Source organism: Mesorhizobium sp. BR1-1-4 (assembly GCF_020165375.1).
Classification (GTDB): domain Bacteria; phylum Pseudomonadota; class Alphaproteobacteria; order Rhizobiales; family Rhizobiaceae; genus Mesorhizobium; species Mesorhizobium australicum.
The window spans coordinates 220,810-239,133 of sequence record NZ_JAIUIB010000008.1 but is presented as its reverse complement, the minus strand read 5'-3'; the positions used below and the strand labels follow the sequence as shown (position 1 = coordinate 239,133).

The 18,324-nt window shown below is 64.4% G+C and carries 17 protein-coding genes and 1 pseudogene; 14 read left to right on the top strand and 4 right to left on the bottom strand.

Going from position 1 to position 18,324, the window contains the following annotated elements; genetic code table 11:
* Positions 1–2 precede the first annotated feature (2 nt).
* The 9 genes and pseudogenes from LB571_RS19310 to LB571_RS19270 all read left to right on the top strand — a co-directional run bounded on the left by LB571_RS19310 (position 3) and on the right by LB571_RS19270 (position 9,695).
* On the top strand, positions 3–1,223 hold the full coding sequence (locus LB571_RS19310; RefSeq protein WP_140716459.1) for a GNAT family N-acetyltransferase: 1,221 nt from the start codon (positions 3–5) through the stop codon (positions 1,221–1,223).
* Between the two features lie 34 nt (positions 1,224–1,257).
* Positions 1,258–2,481, top strand: coding sequence for a GNAT family N-acetyltransferase (locus LB571_RS19305; protein WP_224596948.1), 1,224 nt, complete (start codon positions 1,258–1,260; stop codon positions 2,479–2,481).
* A gap of 112 nt (positions 2,482–2,593) precedes the next feature.
* Entirely contained in the window at positions 2,594–2,818 is a 225-nt protein-coding gene (locus LB571_RS19300) for a hypothetical protein (protein WP_015316844.1), read from the top strand.
* A gap of 94 nt (positions 2,819–2,912) precedes the next feature.
* Positions 2,913–5,420 (top strand): DNA ligase D, encoded by a 2,508-nt coding sequence (gene ligD / locus LB571_RS19295; protein WP_224596946.1) that lies wholly within the window; start codon positions 2,913–2,915, stop codon positions 5,418–5,420.
* Positions 5,421–5,542: 122 nt separating this feature from the next.
* A pseudogene (locus LB571_RS19290) lies at positions 5,543–5,828 on the top strand (GIY-YIG nuclease family protein).
* Between the two features lie 322 nt (positions 5,829–6,150).
* Entirely contained in the window at positions 6,151–7,056 is a 906-nt protein-coding gene (locus LB571_RS19285) for a Ku protein (protein WP_015316846.1), read from the top strand.
* Positions 7,053–8,186, top strand: coding sequence for a tetratricopeptide repeat protein (locus LB571_RS19280; RefSeq protein WP_224596944.1), 1,134 nt, complete (start codon positions 7,053–7,055; stop codon positions 8,184–8,186). The genes LB571_RS19285 and LB571_RS19280 overlap by 4 nt, the downstream gene beginning before the upstream one ends.
* 88 nt (positions 8,187–8,274) lie before the next feature.
* Positions 8,275–8,919 (top strand): alpha/beta family hydrolase, encoded by a 645-nt coding sequence (locus tag LB571_RS19275; RefSeq protein WP_224596941.1) that lies wholly within the window; start codon positions 8,275–8,277, stop codon positions 8,917–8,919.
* A 5-nt stretch (positions 8,920–8,924) separates the two neighbouring features.
* Positions 8,925–9,695: an exodeoxyribonuclease III gene (locus LB571_RS19270; protein WP_224596939.1), complete on the top strand. Its 771-nt coding sequence runs from the start codon at positions 8,925–8,927 to the stop codon at positions 9,693–9,695.
* Between the two features lie 135 nt (positions 9,696–9,830).
* Here the strand turns inward: LB571_RS19270 and LB571_RS19265 are convergent, their stop codons facing one another.
* Positions 9,831–9,923: a lasso RiPP family leader peptide-containing protein gene (locus tag LB571_RS19265; protein ID WP_140617931.1), complete on the bottom strand. Its 93-nt coding sequence runs from the start codon at positions 9,921–9,923 to the stop codon at positions 9,831–9,833.
* A gap of 245 nt (positions 9,924–10,168) precedes the next feature.
* Here LB571_RS19265 and LB571_RS19260 point away from each other — a divergent pair, with 245 nt between their 5' ends.
* Positions 10,169–11,725 (top strand): WD40 repeat domain-containing protein, encoded by a 1,557-nt coding sequence (locus LB571_RS19260; RefSeq protein ID WP_224596937.1) that lies wholly within the window; start codon positions 10,169–10,171, stop codon positions 11,723–11,725.
* A 686-nt stretch (positions 11,726–12,411) separates the two neighbouring features.
* On the opposite strand, the gene LB571_RS19255 is transcribed toward LB571_RS19260, so the two are convergent.
* Positions 12,412–13,152: a sulfotransferase family protein gene (locus tag LB571_RS19255; protein WP_140617933.1), complete on the bottom strand. Its 741-nt coding sequence runs from the start codon at positions 13,150–13,152 to the stop codon at positions 12,412–12,414.
* 211 nt (positions 13,153–13,363) lie between these two features.
* On the opposite strand from LB571_RS19255, the gene LB571_RS19250 reads away from it, so the two are divergent.
* Together LB571_RS19250 and LB571_RS19245 are read left to right on the top strand one after the other, a co-directional pair.
* Positions 13,364–13,609: a hypothetical protein gene (locus tag LB571_RS19250; protein WP_015316854.1), complete on the top strand. Its 246-nt coding sequence runs from the start codon at positions 13,364–13,366 to the stop codon at positions 13,607–13,609.
* Between the two features lie 470 nt (positions 13,610–14,079).
* Positions 14,080–14,379 carry a DUF1236 domain-containing protein gene (locus LB571_RS19245; RefSeq protein ID WP_015316855.1) on the top strand — a complete coding sequence of 100 codons (300 nt, stop codon included), beginning with the start codon at positions 14,080–14,082 and terminating at the stop codon, positions 14,377–14,379.
* Positions 14,380–14,462: 83 nt separating this feature from the next.
* Here LB571_RS19245 and yghU read toward each other — a convergent pair whose 3' ends face one another.
* Positions 14,463–15,329, bottom strand: a complete 867-nt coding sequence (yghU, locus tag LB571_RS19240; RefSeq protein ID WP_015316856.1) for a glutathione-dependent disulfide-bond oxidoreductase — start codon at positions 15,327–15,329, stop codon at positions 14,463–14,465.
* 246 nt (positions 15,330–15,575) lie between these two features.
* Here yghU and LB571_RS19235 point away from each other — a divergent pair, with 246 nt between their 5' ends.
* Positions 15,576–16,481: a S1C family serine protease gene (locus LB571_RS19235; RefSeq protein ID WP_023775064.1), complete on the top strand. Its 906-nt coding sequence runs from the start codon at positions 15,576–15,578 to the stop codon at positions 16,479–16,481.
* A gap of 22 nt (positions 16,482–16,503) precedes the next feature.
* Entirely contained in the window at positions 16,504–17,460 is a 957-nt protein-coding gene (locus LB571_RS19230; RefSeq protein WP_224596927.1) for a LysR family transcriptional regulator, read from the top strand.
* A gap of 24 nt (positions 17,461–17,484) precedes the next feature.
* Here LB571_RS19230 and LB571_RS19225 read toward each other — a convergent pair whose 3' ends face one another.
* Entirely contained in the window at positions 17,485–18,213 is a 729-nt protein-coding gene (locus LB571_RS19225; protein ID WP_224596926.1) for an SDR family oxidoreductase, read from the bottom strand.
* Positions 18,214–18,324: the final 111 nt, after the last annotated feature.

Sequence of the window (18,324 nt, the reverse complement as noted above, 5' to 3'; positions counted from 1 at the left end):
ATGTGACAGGCCACGCAGTGCAAATTGCCGCGATGACCGACTTGCCTGGCGGGCAGGTCTCGCATCCCACCTCCGTCGCGGCGAACGACGCCTATACGGCAAAACTGCACACCAGCCTCGAGGCGGTCAGGCCACTCTGGCTGCGCCTCCAGGAAAGCGGTGTGTGCACCGGCCACCAGAATTACGCCTGGGCGGAAGGGATCGCCACGCGGCTGCTGCCGGAAGGCGCCGAACTCCTCATCGTCGAGGTGGGCGACGCCACGACCGGCGAACCCAGGATGCTGGTGCCGCTGATGCGGCGCAGGGCCTTCCATCATTGGGTGGTCGAATGGTTGAGCTGTGGCGTCTGCGACTATTCGGCACCGCTGCTGGCCGATGCCAGCCCGTGGACGCGGCAATCCGCGCAGGCTGCGTGGGCGGCGGTGCGCTCGGCGCTGCCGCCGGCGGACCGCGTCCACATCGTGGGGATTCCCCGACAGATTCAGGGCGTCGCCAATCCGCTGGCCTTGCTGTCGGCCACGCGCGATTCCATCCAGACCACTTTCGGCCTCGCCATCGACGGCGATCCCGAAACAGTGCTCAAGCGTCTCTGCAGGCCATCCTTCGTCAAGGAATTCGGCAAGGACTGGCGCCGCCTCGAACGGCTTGGCAGCGTGGAACTGGTCGAGGCCGGGGCGCCGGCCGAGGTTGACCGTATCTTCGGCGAACTGGTGCGGATGCGGCTCGACCGCTTTCGCGAGCTTGGTCGCTTCGATCTGCTGACCCAGGAGAACATCGTCGAATTTTACCGGAACGCGGCTGTTCAGGGCCTGTTGGACGGCTCTGTGCGGCTTTTCGGGCTGCTCGTCGGCGAGGCTCTGATCGCGGTTCAATATCTGCTCGTGCATCAAGGGACTGTTCATGCTCTGCTGATAGCAATGGACCAGGGCGTCGTGCCCAATGTCTCGCCGGGGCTTGCAATCATGGGCAGGTTGATCGGCTGGGCGCGCGAACGAGGCTTTGGATATTTCGACCTGTCGGTCGGCAACCAGAGCTACAAGGAACATATGGGCGCCAAGGGTTCGGTATTGGTCGAACTCTGCCATGGGTTCACGATGCGGGGCAGTGTGGCGACCACCGCCATCGAGTTCCGCAGGCGGGTCGAGGCTTTCGTACGCTCCAGCCCAAGGCTGCTCAACGCGGTCCAGGGAACAATGCGGGGTTTTCGGCGCTTGCGTGGATAATGCCCATGCGCCCCAGAACGAATGGGAGAGGCATGTGGCAAGCCAGGCAGTGCGGTTGGTCGCGACAGCGGATGCACCGGTTCAGCCGATTTCGCCGGTTAGAGCAGGCATGGGCGCCACCGCGCGCTATACGGCGCGGCTGCACACGAGCTTCGACACCGTAAGGCAGCTCTGGCAGCGTCTTGAGGAGACCGGTTTGTGCACCGGTCACCAGGGCCTTGCCTGGGTGGAAGGGATCGCCGGGCGGCTGATGCCCAAAAGCGCCGATCTGCTCGTCGTCGAGGTCAATGATGCCGCCACGGGCGCGCATGTCATGCTGCTGCCGCTGATGCGGCGCCGGGCGCTCGGCCACTCCGTGATCGAATGGCCGAGCTGCGGGGTGTGCGATTATTCGGCGCCGCTGCTGGCCGATGCCAGGCCTTGGACCAGGCAAAACGCCGACGCCGCCTGGGCCGCGGTCCGCGCCGTGCTGCCGCCGGCCGACCGCATCCATATTGCGGGGATTCCGCGGGAAATCCACGGCGTGGCCAATCCGCTGGCGCTGCTTTCGGCGGCGCGCGACTCCATTCAGATCGCCTCGGGTCTGGTCATGGATGGCGAGCCGGAGACGCTGGTCAAGCGTATCTGCAAATCCTCGTTCACCAAGAATTTCAACAAGCACTGCCGCCGCTTCGAACAACTCGGAGGCCTCGCACTGGTCGAAGCCGAGACGCCTGAGATGATCGAGGAGCAGTTCGGCAGGCTGCTCGACCTCAGGCTCAACCGCTTTCGCGAACTCGGGCGCTTCGACCTTTTGACGCAGGCGCCGATCGTGGAGTTCTACCGCAACGCCGCCCTGCAGGGGCTTTCCGACGGCTCGGTGCGGCTGTTCGGGCTGCGCGTCGGCCAGGCCTATCTCGCTGTCATGTACGTGCTGGTCATGAAGGGCACCTTGCACGCCCTGCTGCTCGGGATCGACCAGGACGCGGTGGCCAACGTCGCGCCGGGCCTGACGATGATCGGCAAGCTGATGGTGTGGGCACGGGCGCAAGGGCTCGGCTATTTCGACCTCTCGGTCGGCGGACAGGGATACAAGCAGCATATCGGCGCCTCGAACTCGGTGCTGGCCGAACTGTGCGAGGCGATGACGCTGAAGGGCAGGGGCTCGACCACCTATATCAGGCTGCGCTGCAAGGCCGAGCTGTTCGTGCGCTCCAAGCCGCGGCTTTACAAGGCCGTGCAGGGCGTGATGCGCCGTTTCCGGCGGTTGAAGACCTGAAGGACGCCGCCCGCGAAATTGACAGGCGCGCGCGTCTCCGCCATCCTTGGGACCAGTCGCCGGGCCGCCAAAAGCGGCCGAGTTCCGTGTCAGGCGACCGAGGGCGAAGCGCATGTCCACTGCCGTGAACGGCCAGAACTCCAAGCGCGCCGCGGTGCGCAAGGCACTTGACCGCCACAAGGTCTACGTCACCGCGCAGCGTTTCTCAGGCGGCACCTACAGTGCGCGCGTGCTGGTCGACGGCGAGGCCTACTGGGTGGATGAGTTCCGGCTGAGCCAGTTGCAGCAGGGTTTGTCGCCAGCCGAGCTGGAGCTGACGCCGGCGACGGACGACTGAGACCACGTGATAAATCGCGAGCGGTGCCAAGATAGCGCCCCACGGCGCGAAGGAACGAGGCGGTTGTTGGTTTCCGCTAGGCTCGGCTTTTGACATGCCGCCCGCCAAGCTCGGATCCTATCGCGCCAAGCGCGAGTTCTCGAAGACGCCGGAGCCGGCCGGCGGGCTGATGACCGGAGGCGGCAACCGCTTCGTCATCCATAAGCATCACGCTACGGCGGACCACTACGATCTGCGCCTGCAGGTTGGCGATGTCTTGAAAAGCTGGGCGGTGCCGCGCGGGCCATCGCTCAACCCAGCCGACAAAAGGCTGGCGGTGGAGACCGAGGACCATCCGCTCGAATACATCGATTTCGAGGGCGTCATTCCCGAAGGCGAATATGGCGGCGGGCCGATGATCGTCTGGGACACAGGCAGCTGGGCGCCGATGGACGATGTCGACAAAAGCCTGCGCACCGGCGCCTTCAAGTTCCGGCTGGCCGGCGAAAAGCTCAATGGCGGCTGGATGTTGACCCGGCTGAAGCCAAAGCCCGGCGAAGACGAGGCCAAGAAGAACTGGCTGCTGTTCAAGGAGCGCGACCTCGCCGCCGACACGGGGCTGAATATCCTCGAAGCGCGGCCGGAAAGCGTGAAATCCGGCTTGCGCATCGAGGAGCTGGCAGCGCCGCCTAAGCCGGCCGCGAAGTCCGCGCCAAAGCCCGGTTCGCTGAAGCCGGGCGACCTGCCGGGTGCGGCCAAGGCGCCGGCGCTGAGCCGCATCGAGCCGCAACTGGCAACACAGGTGCCGAAGCCGCCGGGCGGCGAAGGCCTTGCCGAGAATACGAACGAGCTCTGGCTGCACGAGATCAAATTCGACGGCTACCGCACCATGGCGCATATCTCCGACGGGCAGGTGCGGCTGATCACGCGCGGTGGCATCGACTGGACGAGACGCTATGGCGACTTGCCACATGCGTTCGCCAAGCTGCCGTGCCGCGAGACGATCATCGACGGTGAGATCGTCGTGCTCGATGCCAAGGGCATTTCCCGCTTTGCGCTGTTGCAGGACGCGCTGGCAGCGGGCGCCGGCAGCAAGCTGCATTTCTACGCCTTCGACCTGCTGCATCTCGACGGCTGGGACCTGATCAAGGTGCCGCTCATCCGGCGCAAGGCGCTGTTGGCCGAACTGCTTGGCGGGCTTGCCACCAACTCCGCGATCCAGTTCTCCGACCATGTCGAGGGTTCCGGGCAAGCGCTTTACGACCAGGTGACGGAACTCGGCCTGGAGGGCGTGGTCTCCAAGCGCGCCACCGCGATCTATCAGAGCGGCCGCACCAAGAGCTGGACCAAGACCAAGGCGCTCGAAAAGGACGATTTCGTCATCGCCGGCTACACCATTTCGGACGCGGCCGAGGGGCTGGCCGCGCTCGGCATGGCCGAGTGGGTGGACGGCGAACTGCACTATCGCGGCAAGGTCGGCACCGGCTTCGATGCCGGGACCGCGGCCGACCTGCTGGCCCGGCTTGAGCCGCTCACATCCGGCGCCACGCCGCCGGAAGGCGTGCCGCGCGAAATCATGCGCGAGATGCACTGGGTCAAGCCGCTGTTTTCGGCGCGCATCCACTACGCCAATCGAACCGCGGACAATTCGTTGCGCCACGGTGTGTTCCGGGGCCTCAGGGATGTCGGCCTGTCGACGCCGGTCTCCTCGACGCGCAAGCGCCTGATCGCCGAAACCGATCTCGCCACCATCTGGGTGACAAACCCGACGCGGCGGCTGTTCGGCAAGACCGGCCCGACCAAGCTCGACATCGCCGTCTATTACGCGCTGGTCGGCGACTTCATGCTGCCGCACATCCTTGGCCGCCCGGCGTCGCTGGTGCGCTGCCCGACCGGCCTGCCCAAGGACTGCTTCTTCCAGCGTCATGCGTTCACCGGCATGCCGCCTTCGGTGGTGACATTCCAGGCGACCAATTCCGAGGGCGAGACCAAGTCCTATCTCTCGGTCGAGGGCGCGAAAGGATACCTGGCGCTGGCGCAGTTCGGCGTCGTCGAGTTCCACACCTGGGGCACGCATCGCTCGAGCCTCGACAAGCCCGACCAGATCGTCCTCGACCTCGACCCGGGCGAGGGGATTTCCTGGCGCGAGGTGGTGGAGGCCGCCGTGCACATCAAGGGCGAGCTGGAGGGGCTTGGCCTGGTGCCGTTCGCAAAAACCTCCGGCGGCAGCGGTATCCACATCACCGTGCCGGTGACGCAAAAGCAGAACTGGAAGAAGCTGCATCAGGCAACCAGCGCCATATCAACGCATCTAGCGGCCACCGCGCCCGACACCTTCACCACCACAATGGGCAAGGAAAACCGCAAGCGGCGCATCTTCATCGACTATCACCGCAACGCGCGTGGCCACACCTCGGCCGCGCCCTATTCGCTGCGCGCCCGAACCAACCTGCCGGCCTCGACACCGGTGAGCTGGGCCGATCTGGAGGCGATCGATGCACCGCAGGATTTAAATTATGCGTCGCTGCCGGGGCTGCTGGAGACGTCGGGCGATCCGTGGGCTGAGATCGACGACTTCGCCAGGGATCTGCCGGTGGTCTCGGGAAAGGTAAACGGGCTTTGAGGCGCCCTTCGACGACCAGGGCTCCTGAACTTCGTCATCCTAGAGCGAAGCAGGAGCGAAGCTCCGTCGCGAAGACCCTAGGATCCATGCCGCGACCGTTGTTGTAGAATGCACCTGTTCAGATGACCGGATACGTCTACATGACCGCGAGCCAGAAGCGTGGCACAATCTATCGGTGTCACCAATGACCTCGGTCGCCGTATGCCAGAACACAAGTCGGGCCAAGGCTCGCGTTTCACCAGCCAATACGGCGTGCAACGGCTGGTCTGGTATGAGGAATATTTCGACATTACCGATGCAATCCAGCGCGAGAAGTCACTTAAGCGCTGGCCGCGCCTATGGAAATTTGAACTGATCGAGAAGGCCAATCCAGACTGGTTCGAACTCTTTCGCGGGACTGGATGGTGAGCTTTCCTTCACCGCGGCAACGCTTGTAGGTCACGGCATGGATCCTAGGGTCTGCGCGCGTCGCTTCGCTCCTTGCTACGCCCTAGGATGACGAAGCGTGGAGCGTTCGCTGTGGTCGCCGGCGTGTCGGCTCAAACGCCATCGACGCTTTCGACAATTTGAATTATCTTGTCGCCGGTCCTCTCGCAGCCCCGGCGGGAAGATTTCGTCAGGGATTTGTCGATATTGTGCGGGGTCGGTGTAGGATTCGCGCAGCCTTGTTCGTCCTTCGGACGAAGCGCTGCGAAGTAACAGTCAGTGCATGGCCGCGTAGGAGTTCATCATGGCGCCCAGGGCAAGTTGGAAGGGTTACCTCAAACTCAGTCTCGTCAGCTGTCCGGTGCGGCTATACCCCGCCACCAGCGCCAGCGAGCGCATCTCGTTCAACCAGCTGCACAAGAAGACCCACAACCGCATCAACATGAAGCCGGTCGACCCTGAACTGGGGCTCGTCGAGCGGGCGGATCTGGTCAAGGGCTACGAGTACGAGGACAAGCAGTACATCATCATCGACGATGCCGACCTCGACGCGGTGCGCATCGAATCCAACCACACGATGAACATCGAGGCCTTCGTCGACGAGGACGAGGTCGACGTTATCTACCAGGACGCGCCCTATTACATGGCGCCGGACGGGGCGATGGCGGAAGAGACTTTCGCCGTGCTGCGCGAAGCGATGCGCAAATCCGGCAAGCTCGCCATCGCCAGGCTGGTGCTGTCCAGCCGCGAGCGCGTGGTGACGATCGGCGCGCGCGAGAACGGGATGTTCGTGTGCACGTTGAGGAACCCGAACGAAGTGCGTGGGACGGCTGAATATTTCGGCAACATTCCAGCCGGCAAGCCTGACCCGGAAATGCTGCAGCTTGCCGAAGCGCTGATCAAGCAGAAGGAAACCACCTTCGATCCGAAGAATTACGAGGACCGCTACGAGGTCGCGCTGATGACGATGATCCGCGAGAAGCTGAAGGGCCACAAGCCGATCATCGCGGCGGCACCGGAGCGCGGCAACGTCATCAACCTGATGGATGCGCTGAAGGCCAGCCTGTCTCAGTCGAAGCCGCCGGCCAAGTCGAAGAGCAAGGCCGACGAGCCCGCCAAGCCCGCCGCGAAGAAGGCGGCCGCGGGTGGTGCGCCTGAAAATCCGCTCAAGGCCAACCTGCTCAAGGCGGTCGGCAAGAGCAAGAAATGACGGCTCCGGCCGTTCCGGGCGCTGTCTTCGGCACGATCGGCGCACTGGCGGCGTTTCCGCTCAGGCTCGCCGCACGCGAGGTGGAGCGCCAGCACGGCCAGCTCAGGCGCGGCGTCACCCGCCGCACCACGCATGTCGTGTTCGGACGCGCATTGTTGGTCAAGGCGGGACTGACCAAGGCCGGACTCACCAAAAATAGCGATAGCGAGATCGAACGTCGCCTCGACGCCGAGCGCGCGGCCGGGCGCATTCTCATGAGCGAGAACGGTTTCCTGCGGCTGCTCGGGCTGATGAAGGCGCCCGAGGCCTCTTCGCTGTCGCGCCAATCGCTGATCGACCAGTCAAGGCTGTCCGGCGCCGATCTCGACAGGCTCAGCCTGTTCGACGCCTTCGAGCATGATGGCGAGCCCTATTCCTTCCGCGACCTGATCCTGGCGCGCAAATATGCGGGGCTGATCGCCGGGGGCGCGACATGGGGCGCGATCGCGCGCTCCGTCCACCGCTCCGGCCCGGTGGCTTCGCTGACCGCCAAGTCGCTCAATGTCGGCTCGCAGCACGGCCGCCCCGACGCCATCTACCTCGAAGGCGGCCAGAGCGAGCTCGACGGGCAGCTGCTGTTCGATCTCGGCGCCGCCGCACAAGGCGACGACACGCTGGAAGATTTGTTCGCCGAGGCGGAAGCCGCCGAGGAGAGCGGCGACCATGACGGGGCCGCCGCACTCTACCAGCGCTGCCTCGCCATCGATCCCACCGACGCCATCGCCGCCTTCAACCGCGCCAACTGTTTGCGCGGGTCCGGGCGCGTGGCGGAAGCCGCGCATGATTATGCCAGGGCGATCAAGCTCGATCCGGCCTTCGTCGAAGCCTGGTTCAACCTGGCCGGGCTGATGAGCGAGCAAGGGCGCGACGCTTCGGCGCGAAGGCATTTGCAGAAGGCGATCGCGCTCGACAAGACTTATGCCGACCCGGTGTTCAATCTGGCGCGGCTGGAGTTTGACGCCGGCAATCTGCTCGAGGCGCGGCGGTTGTGGATGCGGTACCTGGAGCTCGACGCGGTCTCGGAATGGGCAGGGGTGGCTGCCAGGGGTGTGCAGTTCGTGGACATGCAGCTGGCGAAGTCGGCGGGGTGACGATGGTGGGCGAAGGCCGCGATGACAGCCGATCTCTCGCTTCGTGGGGGGAGATCGGCAGCTTCGCCGTCGCGCGGGGTGTCACATCATGACCAGCTTCCTCTTCGACGGCCACGAGACCGCTCCCGTCACCATCCTGCTTGCCCATGGCGCCGGCGCTTCAATGGACTCTCCCTCCATGACAGCCACCGCAAAGGCGCTGGCCGCCGCTGGCTTCCAGGTCGTGCGCTTCGAGTTCCACTATATGGCCGCGCGCCGCTACGGCCAGCGCAAGCCGCCGCCGCGTGCCGAGACGGTGAACCCGGAATACATCAACGCGATCGCCGACCTCAGGGCGAAGGGCGTGACGGGCAAGCTCATCATCGGCGGCAAGTCGATGGGCGGGCGGGTCGCGTCGATGATCGCCGACGAGATGTTTTCCAAGGGCGAAATATTAGGACTGGTCTGCCTCGGCTATCCCTTCCATCCGCCTGGCAAGCCCGAGCAATTGCGGACAAAACATCTCGCCGGGCTGAAGACGCCGACGCTGATCTTCCAAGGCACGCGCGACGAGTTCGGCACGAAGGACGAGGTTGCGACCTACAACCTTTCCAATGCAATCGAAGTGATCTGGCTGGAGGACGGCGACCATGATTTGAAGCCGCGCAAGAGTATTTCGGGTTTCTCGATCGCGGATCATCTGACGACGCTGGCGGAGACGGTGAGGGCTTGGATGGGCAGGATCGCGCCCTGATCCCAATGAAGATCGCCAGCTTCAACATCAACAACATCAACAGCAGGCTGGACAACCTGCTGTCGTGGCTCGGCTCCGCAAAACCCGATGTGGTCTGCCTGCAGGAACTGAAGGCGCGCGACACGCAGTTTCCGCGTACCGCGCTTGCCGATGCCGGCTATGGCGCGGTGTGGAAAGGCGAGCCGACCTGGAACGGCGTCGCCATACTCGCGCGCGGTGCCGAGCCGGTGCTGACCCGCGATGTGTTGCCCGGCGACGATGCCGACCGGCAGAGCCGCTACATCGAGGCGGCGGTGAACGGCATCGTCATCGCCTGTCTCTATGCGCCCAACGGCAACCCGCAACCGGGGCCGAAATTCACCTACAAGCTCGCCTGGCACGCAAGGCTCGAAGCGCATGCCGAACAGCTCATCGACACCGGCCTGCCGGTGGTGCTGGCCGGCGACTACAACATCGTGCCCGAACCGCGCGACATCTACGCCACACGCTCCTATGACGAAAACGCGCTGGTGCAGCCGGAAAGCCGCGCTGCCTTCGCCGCGCTGCTCGAACAAGGCTGGACCGATGCGTTGCGCAAGAAATACCCGAAGGAGACGCTCTACACCTTCTGGGATTACCGACGGAACCGCTGGCCACGCAACGCGGGCCTGCGGCTCGACCACATCCTGTTGTCGACGACGCTGGTGCGCAAGCTCAGGGCGGCAGGCATCGATCGTGACGTGCGCGGACAGGACGGCGCCAGCGACCACGCGCCGGTCTGGGTGGAATTGGGGTGAAGGCCGTCGCGACAGTCGTCGCGTAAACCACGCGACGGCAACGCTGTCACGGCCTCAAGAAAGACAGAGCATCCCTGCCTGCCGATCGGACAGTGCCCCCAACATTATTGGCGGATATGTTCCCGGGTACTGAAATCAGCCTGGCAGTATCGGCGCCGAGGGCCCGGCCGTGACCGACTTCAGATTACCCTTCTTGACCAGGACGGGTCGTTCATAAATCTTCTTCATAGTGCAAGCTCTCCACTATATCCCGTCACGATAGTGACACATCACGGTCATCTGTCAATGTTGTGAGGGCGATAGTCGAGGTTAGCCCACCGAAGCATTGCGGACTCTGGGCTCCAGGAGGCCGGGTGCCCTGGCGCAAATCCGAATACTGCGATCGGTGTACATCAGGGCAGGAAACAAGAGCGGCGCTTTGCGGCATCCACCGGCGCTGATAATCTTGTCCAAATCGGCGGGCGGAGGGCGCGATGAACAGGTTGGCTGACAAGGTGCTGGCGCTTGTCCTGGCCGTGGTCGCGGCTGCCTGTCTGGCCCAGGTCTATCCGCTGATCGACATCCTGGCCGGGCGTGGCCTTGCCGGGCTCGACGTTGCCACGCTGCGGCCGGCGGCATATTCGGCGGCGGCACTTGCCTGTTTCATCGGTGCGTTGCTGTTCCTGGCGGGTCAATTGCCCGGCCGGCCCGTGCACGCGGCCGGGGTGCCGCTGTTCGGCAGGGACGCCGAATTGGAGCCGGCGGGCCGCCCACGCCTGCGCCAAACTTTCCTGGTGCTGCCAGTGGTTGTCTTGCTGGCGCTGCTTGGCGACGGGTTCGGCTCGTGGCGGCCGCATGAGGGTGGCGAGCATGTCGCCAGCGCGCCGCCCATGGAATCCGTGCCAAAGCCGGAATCGCCGGCGCCGGTTGCTCGGACACCGCCCTTGCCGCCGGCCCTGCCGCCCGAGCAGGCGGCCACGCCGCCAGCCGCTGCAAACCCGCCGGCTTTGCCGGTGCAACCAGCTCCGCCGGTGGCCGAGCCTGCTGTTCCGCCGGCGTCTACGGCCCCGATGCCGCCGGAGGTCACGGTCATTCCGCCGCCGACGGTGGCGCCGTTGCCGCCGTCGCCGCCGGCGGCACCAACGCAGCCCGACGGCCATCGCGATGCGGTCGTCTGGCTGGCGGTGGCGCCGGATGGACGTTCGATCATGAGCGCCAGCACCGACCACACGATCAAGCTCTGGGACATGGGCGGCAAGCACCTGATGCGCAATCTCGGCGTTCACAAGGACATGGCGCGCACCGCGCTCTACATGCCCGACGGCACCAGCGTGCTGACGGCCGGCGACGATGGTGAGATCGTGCAGCGAAAACTCGCCGACGGCGCGGTGCTGCACGTCTTCCAATCCGGCCAGAACGGTGGCGTCAACAAGCTGGCGATCAGCCCGGACGGCAGGCGCGCCGTCAGCGGGCACGACACCGGCAACGTCATCATCTGGGACCTCGTCAACGGGTCCGTGCTGCATGTGCTGACCGGCCACGACTGGTCGATCAGCGCGGTCGCCGTCTCGCCCGATGGCAAGCAGGCCCTCTCGGGCAGCATCGACGGGACGCTGAAACTCTGGGACATCGACAGCGGCAAGCAGTTGCGCAGCTGGCACGGCCATGAGCAAGGCACCTATGGCGCCGTCTTCACCGCCGACGGGCATCATCTGATCACCGGTAGCGGCGACCTGACGATCAAGGTCTGGGACGTCGACAGCGGCCGCGAGGTGAAGCGCTTCGAGGGCCACGAGGGCACGGTCTACGCGCTGGTGCTATCGGCCGACGGCAAACACCTGCTGTCCGGATCGCTCGACGGCACCGCAAGGCTGTGGGACATGGCAAGCGGCAACCAGATCGCCATGTTCGACAGCCAGACCGGACCGATCTACGCAGTCGCCTTCGCCGCCGATGGCACGGTGCTGACCGGCGGCTCCGACCGCACCATCAGGGATTGGCCGGCGGCCGGTGGTGACGGCGTCGTGCTGTTTGCAGGGGCGCCGGGGTGAGTGCCTGGAGAGGCTGGGCCGGGGCATGGACGCTGGTCAAGTAATCGGGGCGCTTGCCATGGTCGACGCGGACGGGGGGGCGCATTGTTGGGGTGTGCTCGGCGCCCGCGCCAACCAGGGCGGCTCGTACCGCCGCAACAACACCATCGCACATCGCCCACACGTCGGAAACTTCCGCGAAAGCGGAATAGGCAGGGGCTGCAAGACCCGGCATTCTAGCCGGGCATGATCGGCCAACCCCAGGCGGCTGGCGAGGCGGTAACGCAGTATGGCAAAGTGCTGGTCCATGGATTGACCGGGGACGTTGCGTTGCTATCTGACTCGATGGGCTGCGGCCTGCGGATCGAACTGATCGGTTTTCCTTGTAGGACCAAGGTCTTGTTTCGTGCGCCCGAAAGTCCGAGAGGCCCCGTTCGGTTCCGGCAATGTCCATTGGACGTTCCGCTATTTTATCCAATCGAGATATGATCACCCGGCCTCGCCGCCAGGTTCAAGAACGGTAGCCTGCTCGGACAGGCATGGGCTGGTGGCTGCCCGGCAGGCAAAGACAAGCGCAAAATTCCGGCGAGAGCCGCTGTCAGCCAGCCTGCCCGCGTGAAAGCGGGTAGCTCTTGAGGTCGTTTGTTTCGGAGCGAAAAACTTGACCGCTCCATGCAGGCAAGGGATCGAACTGCCTGGGCTTGCCGTTACCCCAGCCACCACCACAATGCCGCGATCACCGCCGCGATGGCGGCCATCGTCAGCCCCAGCATGATGTAGGAGCCTTTGATGATGTCGCGGATGATCTTCTTGATCGTTTCGCGGTCGTTCAGGTTGGGGAAGGTTTCGTTTGGCTGGGCGACGTCGAGGAAATGGCAGAGCGGCCCCCAGCCTTCGCTGACGTTGAACACCAGCAGCTTTTCCGGCGGCACGGCTGCTCTCACTTCGTCGACATAGCTGGCGTAGCGGGCAACCGCCTTGTCGCGGTCACCCATGACGCCGGCCAATGTGCGGCCCCAGATGAGCTTGCGCGACATGTCGCCGAACTTGCGGCCGAACGGTGTGAGCCATTCCAGGACCTTGAACTGCCACAGGTTCTCGGTGAAGTAGATCGTGTCGATGGTGCTTTCATACCAGGCCTCGGCGCCGCGTGGGTGTAATGTCAGCAGCACCTTGGCGTCGGGGTAGGCAGCCATCAATTCCTTCCAGACGCAGCAGCCTGGATTGTCGACGGTGGCCGTATAGCTTGCGAACACGCGGTTCCAGTCGTGCTGGGTGCCGGGCGGGCTGTTGGCCACCGCGCGCCAGAAATCAAGATGGCCCTTATTGGCCTTGTTCATGATCACTTCCTGCATGTGATAGCAGGGCAGGCCGAGCCTGTTAAGCGCTGCAAAGGTCGACCATGTGCCGGTGCGGCCGAAACCGGCGCCGATAAGCTTGAGCGTCATTTCCAATCCCCACCGGACTTCTTTTCCCTGATATCGCGGTCCGTGAGCATCAAACTGCTCCTGCCGGGGCCGCCCCGCAACAAACTTCTACATGGATGCCTAGGCGGACGCCATACTTGCGTAGTTGCTAAAATAATGAAAGCCTGTGCGCGGGTGTGGAGATGGGCAGGGAGTCGCCGGACCGGAATCGGTTCGGCGATCTTGATGGTCGATGTATTTTGGGTCTTTTCTCGTCGGGATGTCGGCGACCACGATCGTTGTCGCAGTGTGGACCTATATTGCTACCGGTTCGTTCTGGGTGGCGCTTGGCTGGACAGTGGTGGTCCTGGTCGTCCTGCAGGTCGGCTATTTCGTGCTCGTCGTGGGGCTGATCTACAGGCGCGCGCAAAACGTCGCGATGAGCCCGGATGCAGTCAACCCGGTGCCGCCGCTCCATCGGGACGGCGTCCGATTCTGACGAAGAGCTCCCGCTCCGGTATCGAGCGTTGCGCACCTTCCGCCAAATCGCGGCGGCCGGTGGAACGAAGCTGTGATGCGTGCGTTTTTCCTGCCGCGATCGGTGAGGCGCCACCTCCACCGGTCCGTTGAAGGCCCGTTCTGCTCCCGGCAGGGCGGGCCTTTTTTGGAGGCCCGGTAGAGCATTTGGAACGACACTCTCCGCTATACGTTAGTTGTTCCTAAGGAGCGGGTAATCCGAGAAAGAGGCGACATTGCTTGCGCTGCAACGCGCGATGCTTTTGCTATTTCCGCAAATTAGAAGAAGTTTCTTCAGAAAAGCAAAGCATACCATTGCTTATCTTCACATGTGTGCATAATAAAATGTGGCATGTTTCTGGTTGCGCGCCACATTTATTTCACAAACAAGGATGGAACCTCCCAGTTGCGTGAGAGTTTCCCCTGAGGCGGAGCGAAATCATGGAGGTTGTTATGAAGCATTATCTTACGAGCGCCGCGGCTGCCATCGTCCTGCTGGGCGGCGTCGGAGCGGCCCTGGCGGACACGATCGTGGTCCAGCCGGAACAGGAGACGGTGGTTCGCGAATACATCAAGAAGGAGCCGCTGGCGTCGGTGAACCTTCTGGGCGTCGAGCTCAAGCTCGGCTCGTCCGTGCCGGACAAGGTCGAACTGCGCGAAGTCCCCAACGTCAAGTATCGCGTCGCGGTGATCAACGATCAGACCGTGCTGGTCGACCCGGACACCCGTCAGATCGTGGAAGTTCTTCACTGATCCGTCTCTGCATCAAGCAAAAAGCCCATCACCGATTTGATCCGGTGATGGGCTTTTGTTTGTCGCCCGCCAGTTCTCCAGAATTACTCGGCGGCCAGCTTGTCCTGCGTCCTGGTGTCGAAGTCGCTGGCGTCATGGCGTTCGTGCAGTTGCATGGACGGTTCGCCAAAGGCGCGGTTGACCATGCGGCCACGCTGGACAGCGGGCCGTTCGTCGATCGCCTTTGCCCAGCGCTGAACGTGCTTGTAATCCTGAACCGACAGGAATTCGGCGGAATCATTGTACATCCGGCCGAGCGCCAGCCCGCCATACCAGGGCCAGACCGCCATGTCGGCGACCGAATAATCCTTGCCACCGAGATACTCGACCTCGGCCAGCCGGCGGTCGAGTACGTCCATCTGCCGCTTCACCTCCATCGAGAAGCGGTCGATGGCGTATTCGAACTTCTCCGGTGCATAGGCGTAGAAATGGCCAAAACCGCCGCCGAGGTAGGGCGCAGAACCCATCTGCCAAAACAGCCAGGACAGCACCTCCGCCCGGGCCGGCTGTTCGGTGGGCAGGAATTCACCGAATTTTTCGGCGAGATAAACCAGGATCGAGCCGGATTCGAAGACGCGCAGCGGGGTCTTGCCGCTGCGATCCATCAGGGCGGGGATCTTGGAATTGGGATTGACCTCGACAAAGCCGCTGCCGAACTGGTCGCCATCGTTGATCCGGATAAGCCAGGCGTCGTATTCGGCGCCCTTGTGGCCAAGCGCCAGAAGCTCCTCCAGCATCACCGTCACCTTGACGCCGTTCGGCGTCGCCAGCGAATAAAGCTGCAGCGGGTGCTTGCCCACGGGCAGGTCCTTGTCATGCGTCGGACCGGCGATCGGCCGGTTGATGCTGGCAAAGGTGCCGCCATTGGCCTTGTTCCAGGTCCATACTTTCGGCGGGGTGTATTCGGTCATTGCACGGCCTCTTGTCGTGGGAAGGATGGATAGGCGTTTATAGGTAGGGCTGTGGAGGGGGAAGTTCAACTTGTGTTGAACTATGTTAATCTTGGGCCGCCGCATTGTCCTGCCGGGCGTTCGAACCTCGAAAGGCCAAGTGATTGGCTTCGTGGTCCATGGCCACCGTTCTCACCCCTTGCGCCTTCTCCCGCGTGGCATACCTATACAACAAGCCGCCAGGCATTCGCATCGCAGGACAAAATCATGACCATCAATCCCAATCCGCGCTCCGTGGTTGCCGTGCGGGCGACCGTTCCGGAGGATGCCTTCACGGCCGGGGCCCTCGGCACGCTCAGGGAAGGCAGCGGCGTCGTCATCCGCGATGACGGGCTGGTGCTGACCATCGGCTATCTCATCACCGAGGCGGAAGAGGTCTGGCTGACCTCGCATGACGGCCGTGTCATTCCCGCGCATGCGCTGGCCTACGACCAGGAATCAGGCTTTGGCCTCGTCCAGGCGCTGGCGCCGACCGGCCTGCCGGCCGTGGCGCTGGGCGATGCCGGCAAGGCCAGGATCGGCGACGCGGTGGTGCTTGCCGACGGCATCGGCCGGGCAGTCGAGGCCAAGATCGTCACCAAGCAGGAATTCGCCGGCTATTGGGAGTATCTGCTCGACGAGGCGATCTTCATAGCGCCGGCGCATCCGTCCTGGGGCGGCGCGCCCTTGTTCAGCGCCGAGGGCGCACTGCTCGGCATCGGTTCGCTGCGCCTGCAGATGAGCCGCGCCGGCGAGGTGGCCGATATCAACATGGTGGTGCCGATCGACCTGTTGCCGCCGATCCTCGACGACCTGCTGACGCGTGGCCAGGTGGCCAAGCCGCCGCGCCCGTGGCTCGGGGCGCTGTCGGCCGAAAGCGACGGCAAGGTGGTGGTGATGAGCGTGACCGAGGGCGGCCCGGCCGCCAAGGCCGGCCTGCGCGAAGGGGACGTCATCTCCGAGGTCCGTGACGGCGCGGTCGACGGGCTCGCCGATTTCTATCGCAAGCTGTGGGAAAGCGGTTCGGCCGGTGCCGAGATCCCGATGCGGGTGGTGCGCGATGGCCGCGAAACGTGGCTGCGTGTGAAATCCGCCGACCGCGGCAGTTTCCTGAAAAAGCCGCAGCTGCAGTAGGCCGGGCGATTTCGGCCAGCCGATGCATCCAAGACTGCTCAAGACCTTCCTCGTGGTGGCGCGCTGCCGTACCGTCACGCGCGCCGCCGAGACGGTTCATCTCGCCCAGTCGAGTGTGAGCGACCAGATCCAGTCGCTGGAGGCCGAGCTGGGCGCTGTCTTGTTCACGCGCTTGAAGTCGGGCCTGGAACTGACCTCGGCGGGACTGGCGTTGAAGCCCATCGCCGAGGAACTGCTGCGGCTCGATGCCGAAGCGCGGGCGGCGGTGCTCGCGGCGGCGGGACAGACCAGCGGAGCGCTGACCATCGGCGCGCTGGAGACGATCGCCTCGGCCCGGCTGGCGCCCTGGCTGCCGGGGTTCCAGGCCAGTTATCCTGATATCGCCGTGCGCATGAAAGTGACTGATAGCGGCGCGCTGCTGCGCCTGCTGGAGGAGGGCGACATCGATGTCGCCTTCTGTTTCGAGCGCCGCGATATGTCCAACGGCGGCGCCGATCAGCGCTTCGCCAGGCGCACGATTTTGGCCGAACCGCTGGCGCTGGTCACCGCGCCGGGGCAGAAGCCGGTTCCGTGCGACCTGGCCGCCCTTGCCGCGCTGCGCTTCGTGGCAACGGAGCCTGGATGCATCTACCGGCACATGTTCGACACCGCCTTTGCCGAGGCGGGCACTGGTACGCCTGAACTTGCCGCCGAAGTCGGCAGCATCGGTGCCATTGCCCGGCTGGTGGCGGCCGGCGCGGGGCTGGGCCTCATTCCACGTCTGGCCGTCAGCGACGCGCTCAAGCGTCGTGAGCTGATCGAACTGCCTTGGCCTGGCCCGGAACAGGCGGCGCCGCTGACGATGATCTGGCGGCGCCGGCGCGTCCAGCCGCCGGCATTGCGCCGCCTGCTTACCGCCGCGAGCGACATGCAGGCGCCGGCATCCCCGAAAGCCAGTTCAGACGCTGAATCCGCAAGCCGCTCCAAAGTCTTGCTTTGAAAGCGTTTCGTAGAGCCGTCTGTTTTAGACGAGACGATGTCCGCCCTCGACGTGGAGCGTCGTGCCGGTGGCAAAGCCATTGCCGACGAGGAACGCAATCGCGTCGGCGATGTCCTCGGGCTGGCCGATCCTGCCGACCGGCAGCCGCTCGGCCATCGCCACAAGCGTCTCTGCCTTCCTGTCGCCCGCCACTTGCGCCCAAATGTTGGTATCGACCCAGCCGGGCGACACCGCGTTGACGCGGAGCGGCGCGAGTTCTATCGCCAACGCCCGCACCAGCCCTTCGAGCGCGGCATTGACGGCGGCGACGACCGAGCCGCGCGCAGCCGGCCGGTAGGCGGCGATGCCGGAGACAAAGGTCATCGATCCAGCCACTGCCAACCGTGGCGCACCATGCTTGGCAAGCAGCAGCGGGCCGAAGAGCTTGCTGTCGACCACGCGTTGCGCCGCCTCGAGATCGAGCTCCGGCAGCAGCCGGTAGGCGCCTTCGATGTCGGCGGCGGTGCTGACGATATGGTCGAGGCCGCCGATCTCGGCGAACAACGCCCCGACCTGGTCTTCCCGCGCAATATCGACAGTGGCCATCCCCAGCCCTGCGGGATTGCCCAGCGCCTCACGCGCCTGCCGCAGCCTGTTCTCGCCGCGCCCGGCGATGATGACTTCGGCCCCGGCTGCCAGGCAGCGCCTTGCAAGCGCGAGGCCCATGCCGGATCCGCCGCCGACGATCAGGATTCTCTGGTTCGAAATGCTCATTCCGCTCTGCCTTCGTTGGTTGGACAAGGGCAGGGAATTGGCAGCTCGATGCGGTGAGGGGAAACGGAAGAAACCGATGGTGCTATCGGAGATGCCGATTGGTCCGACGCC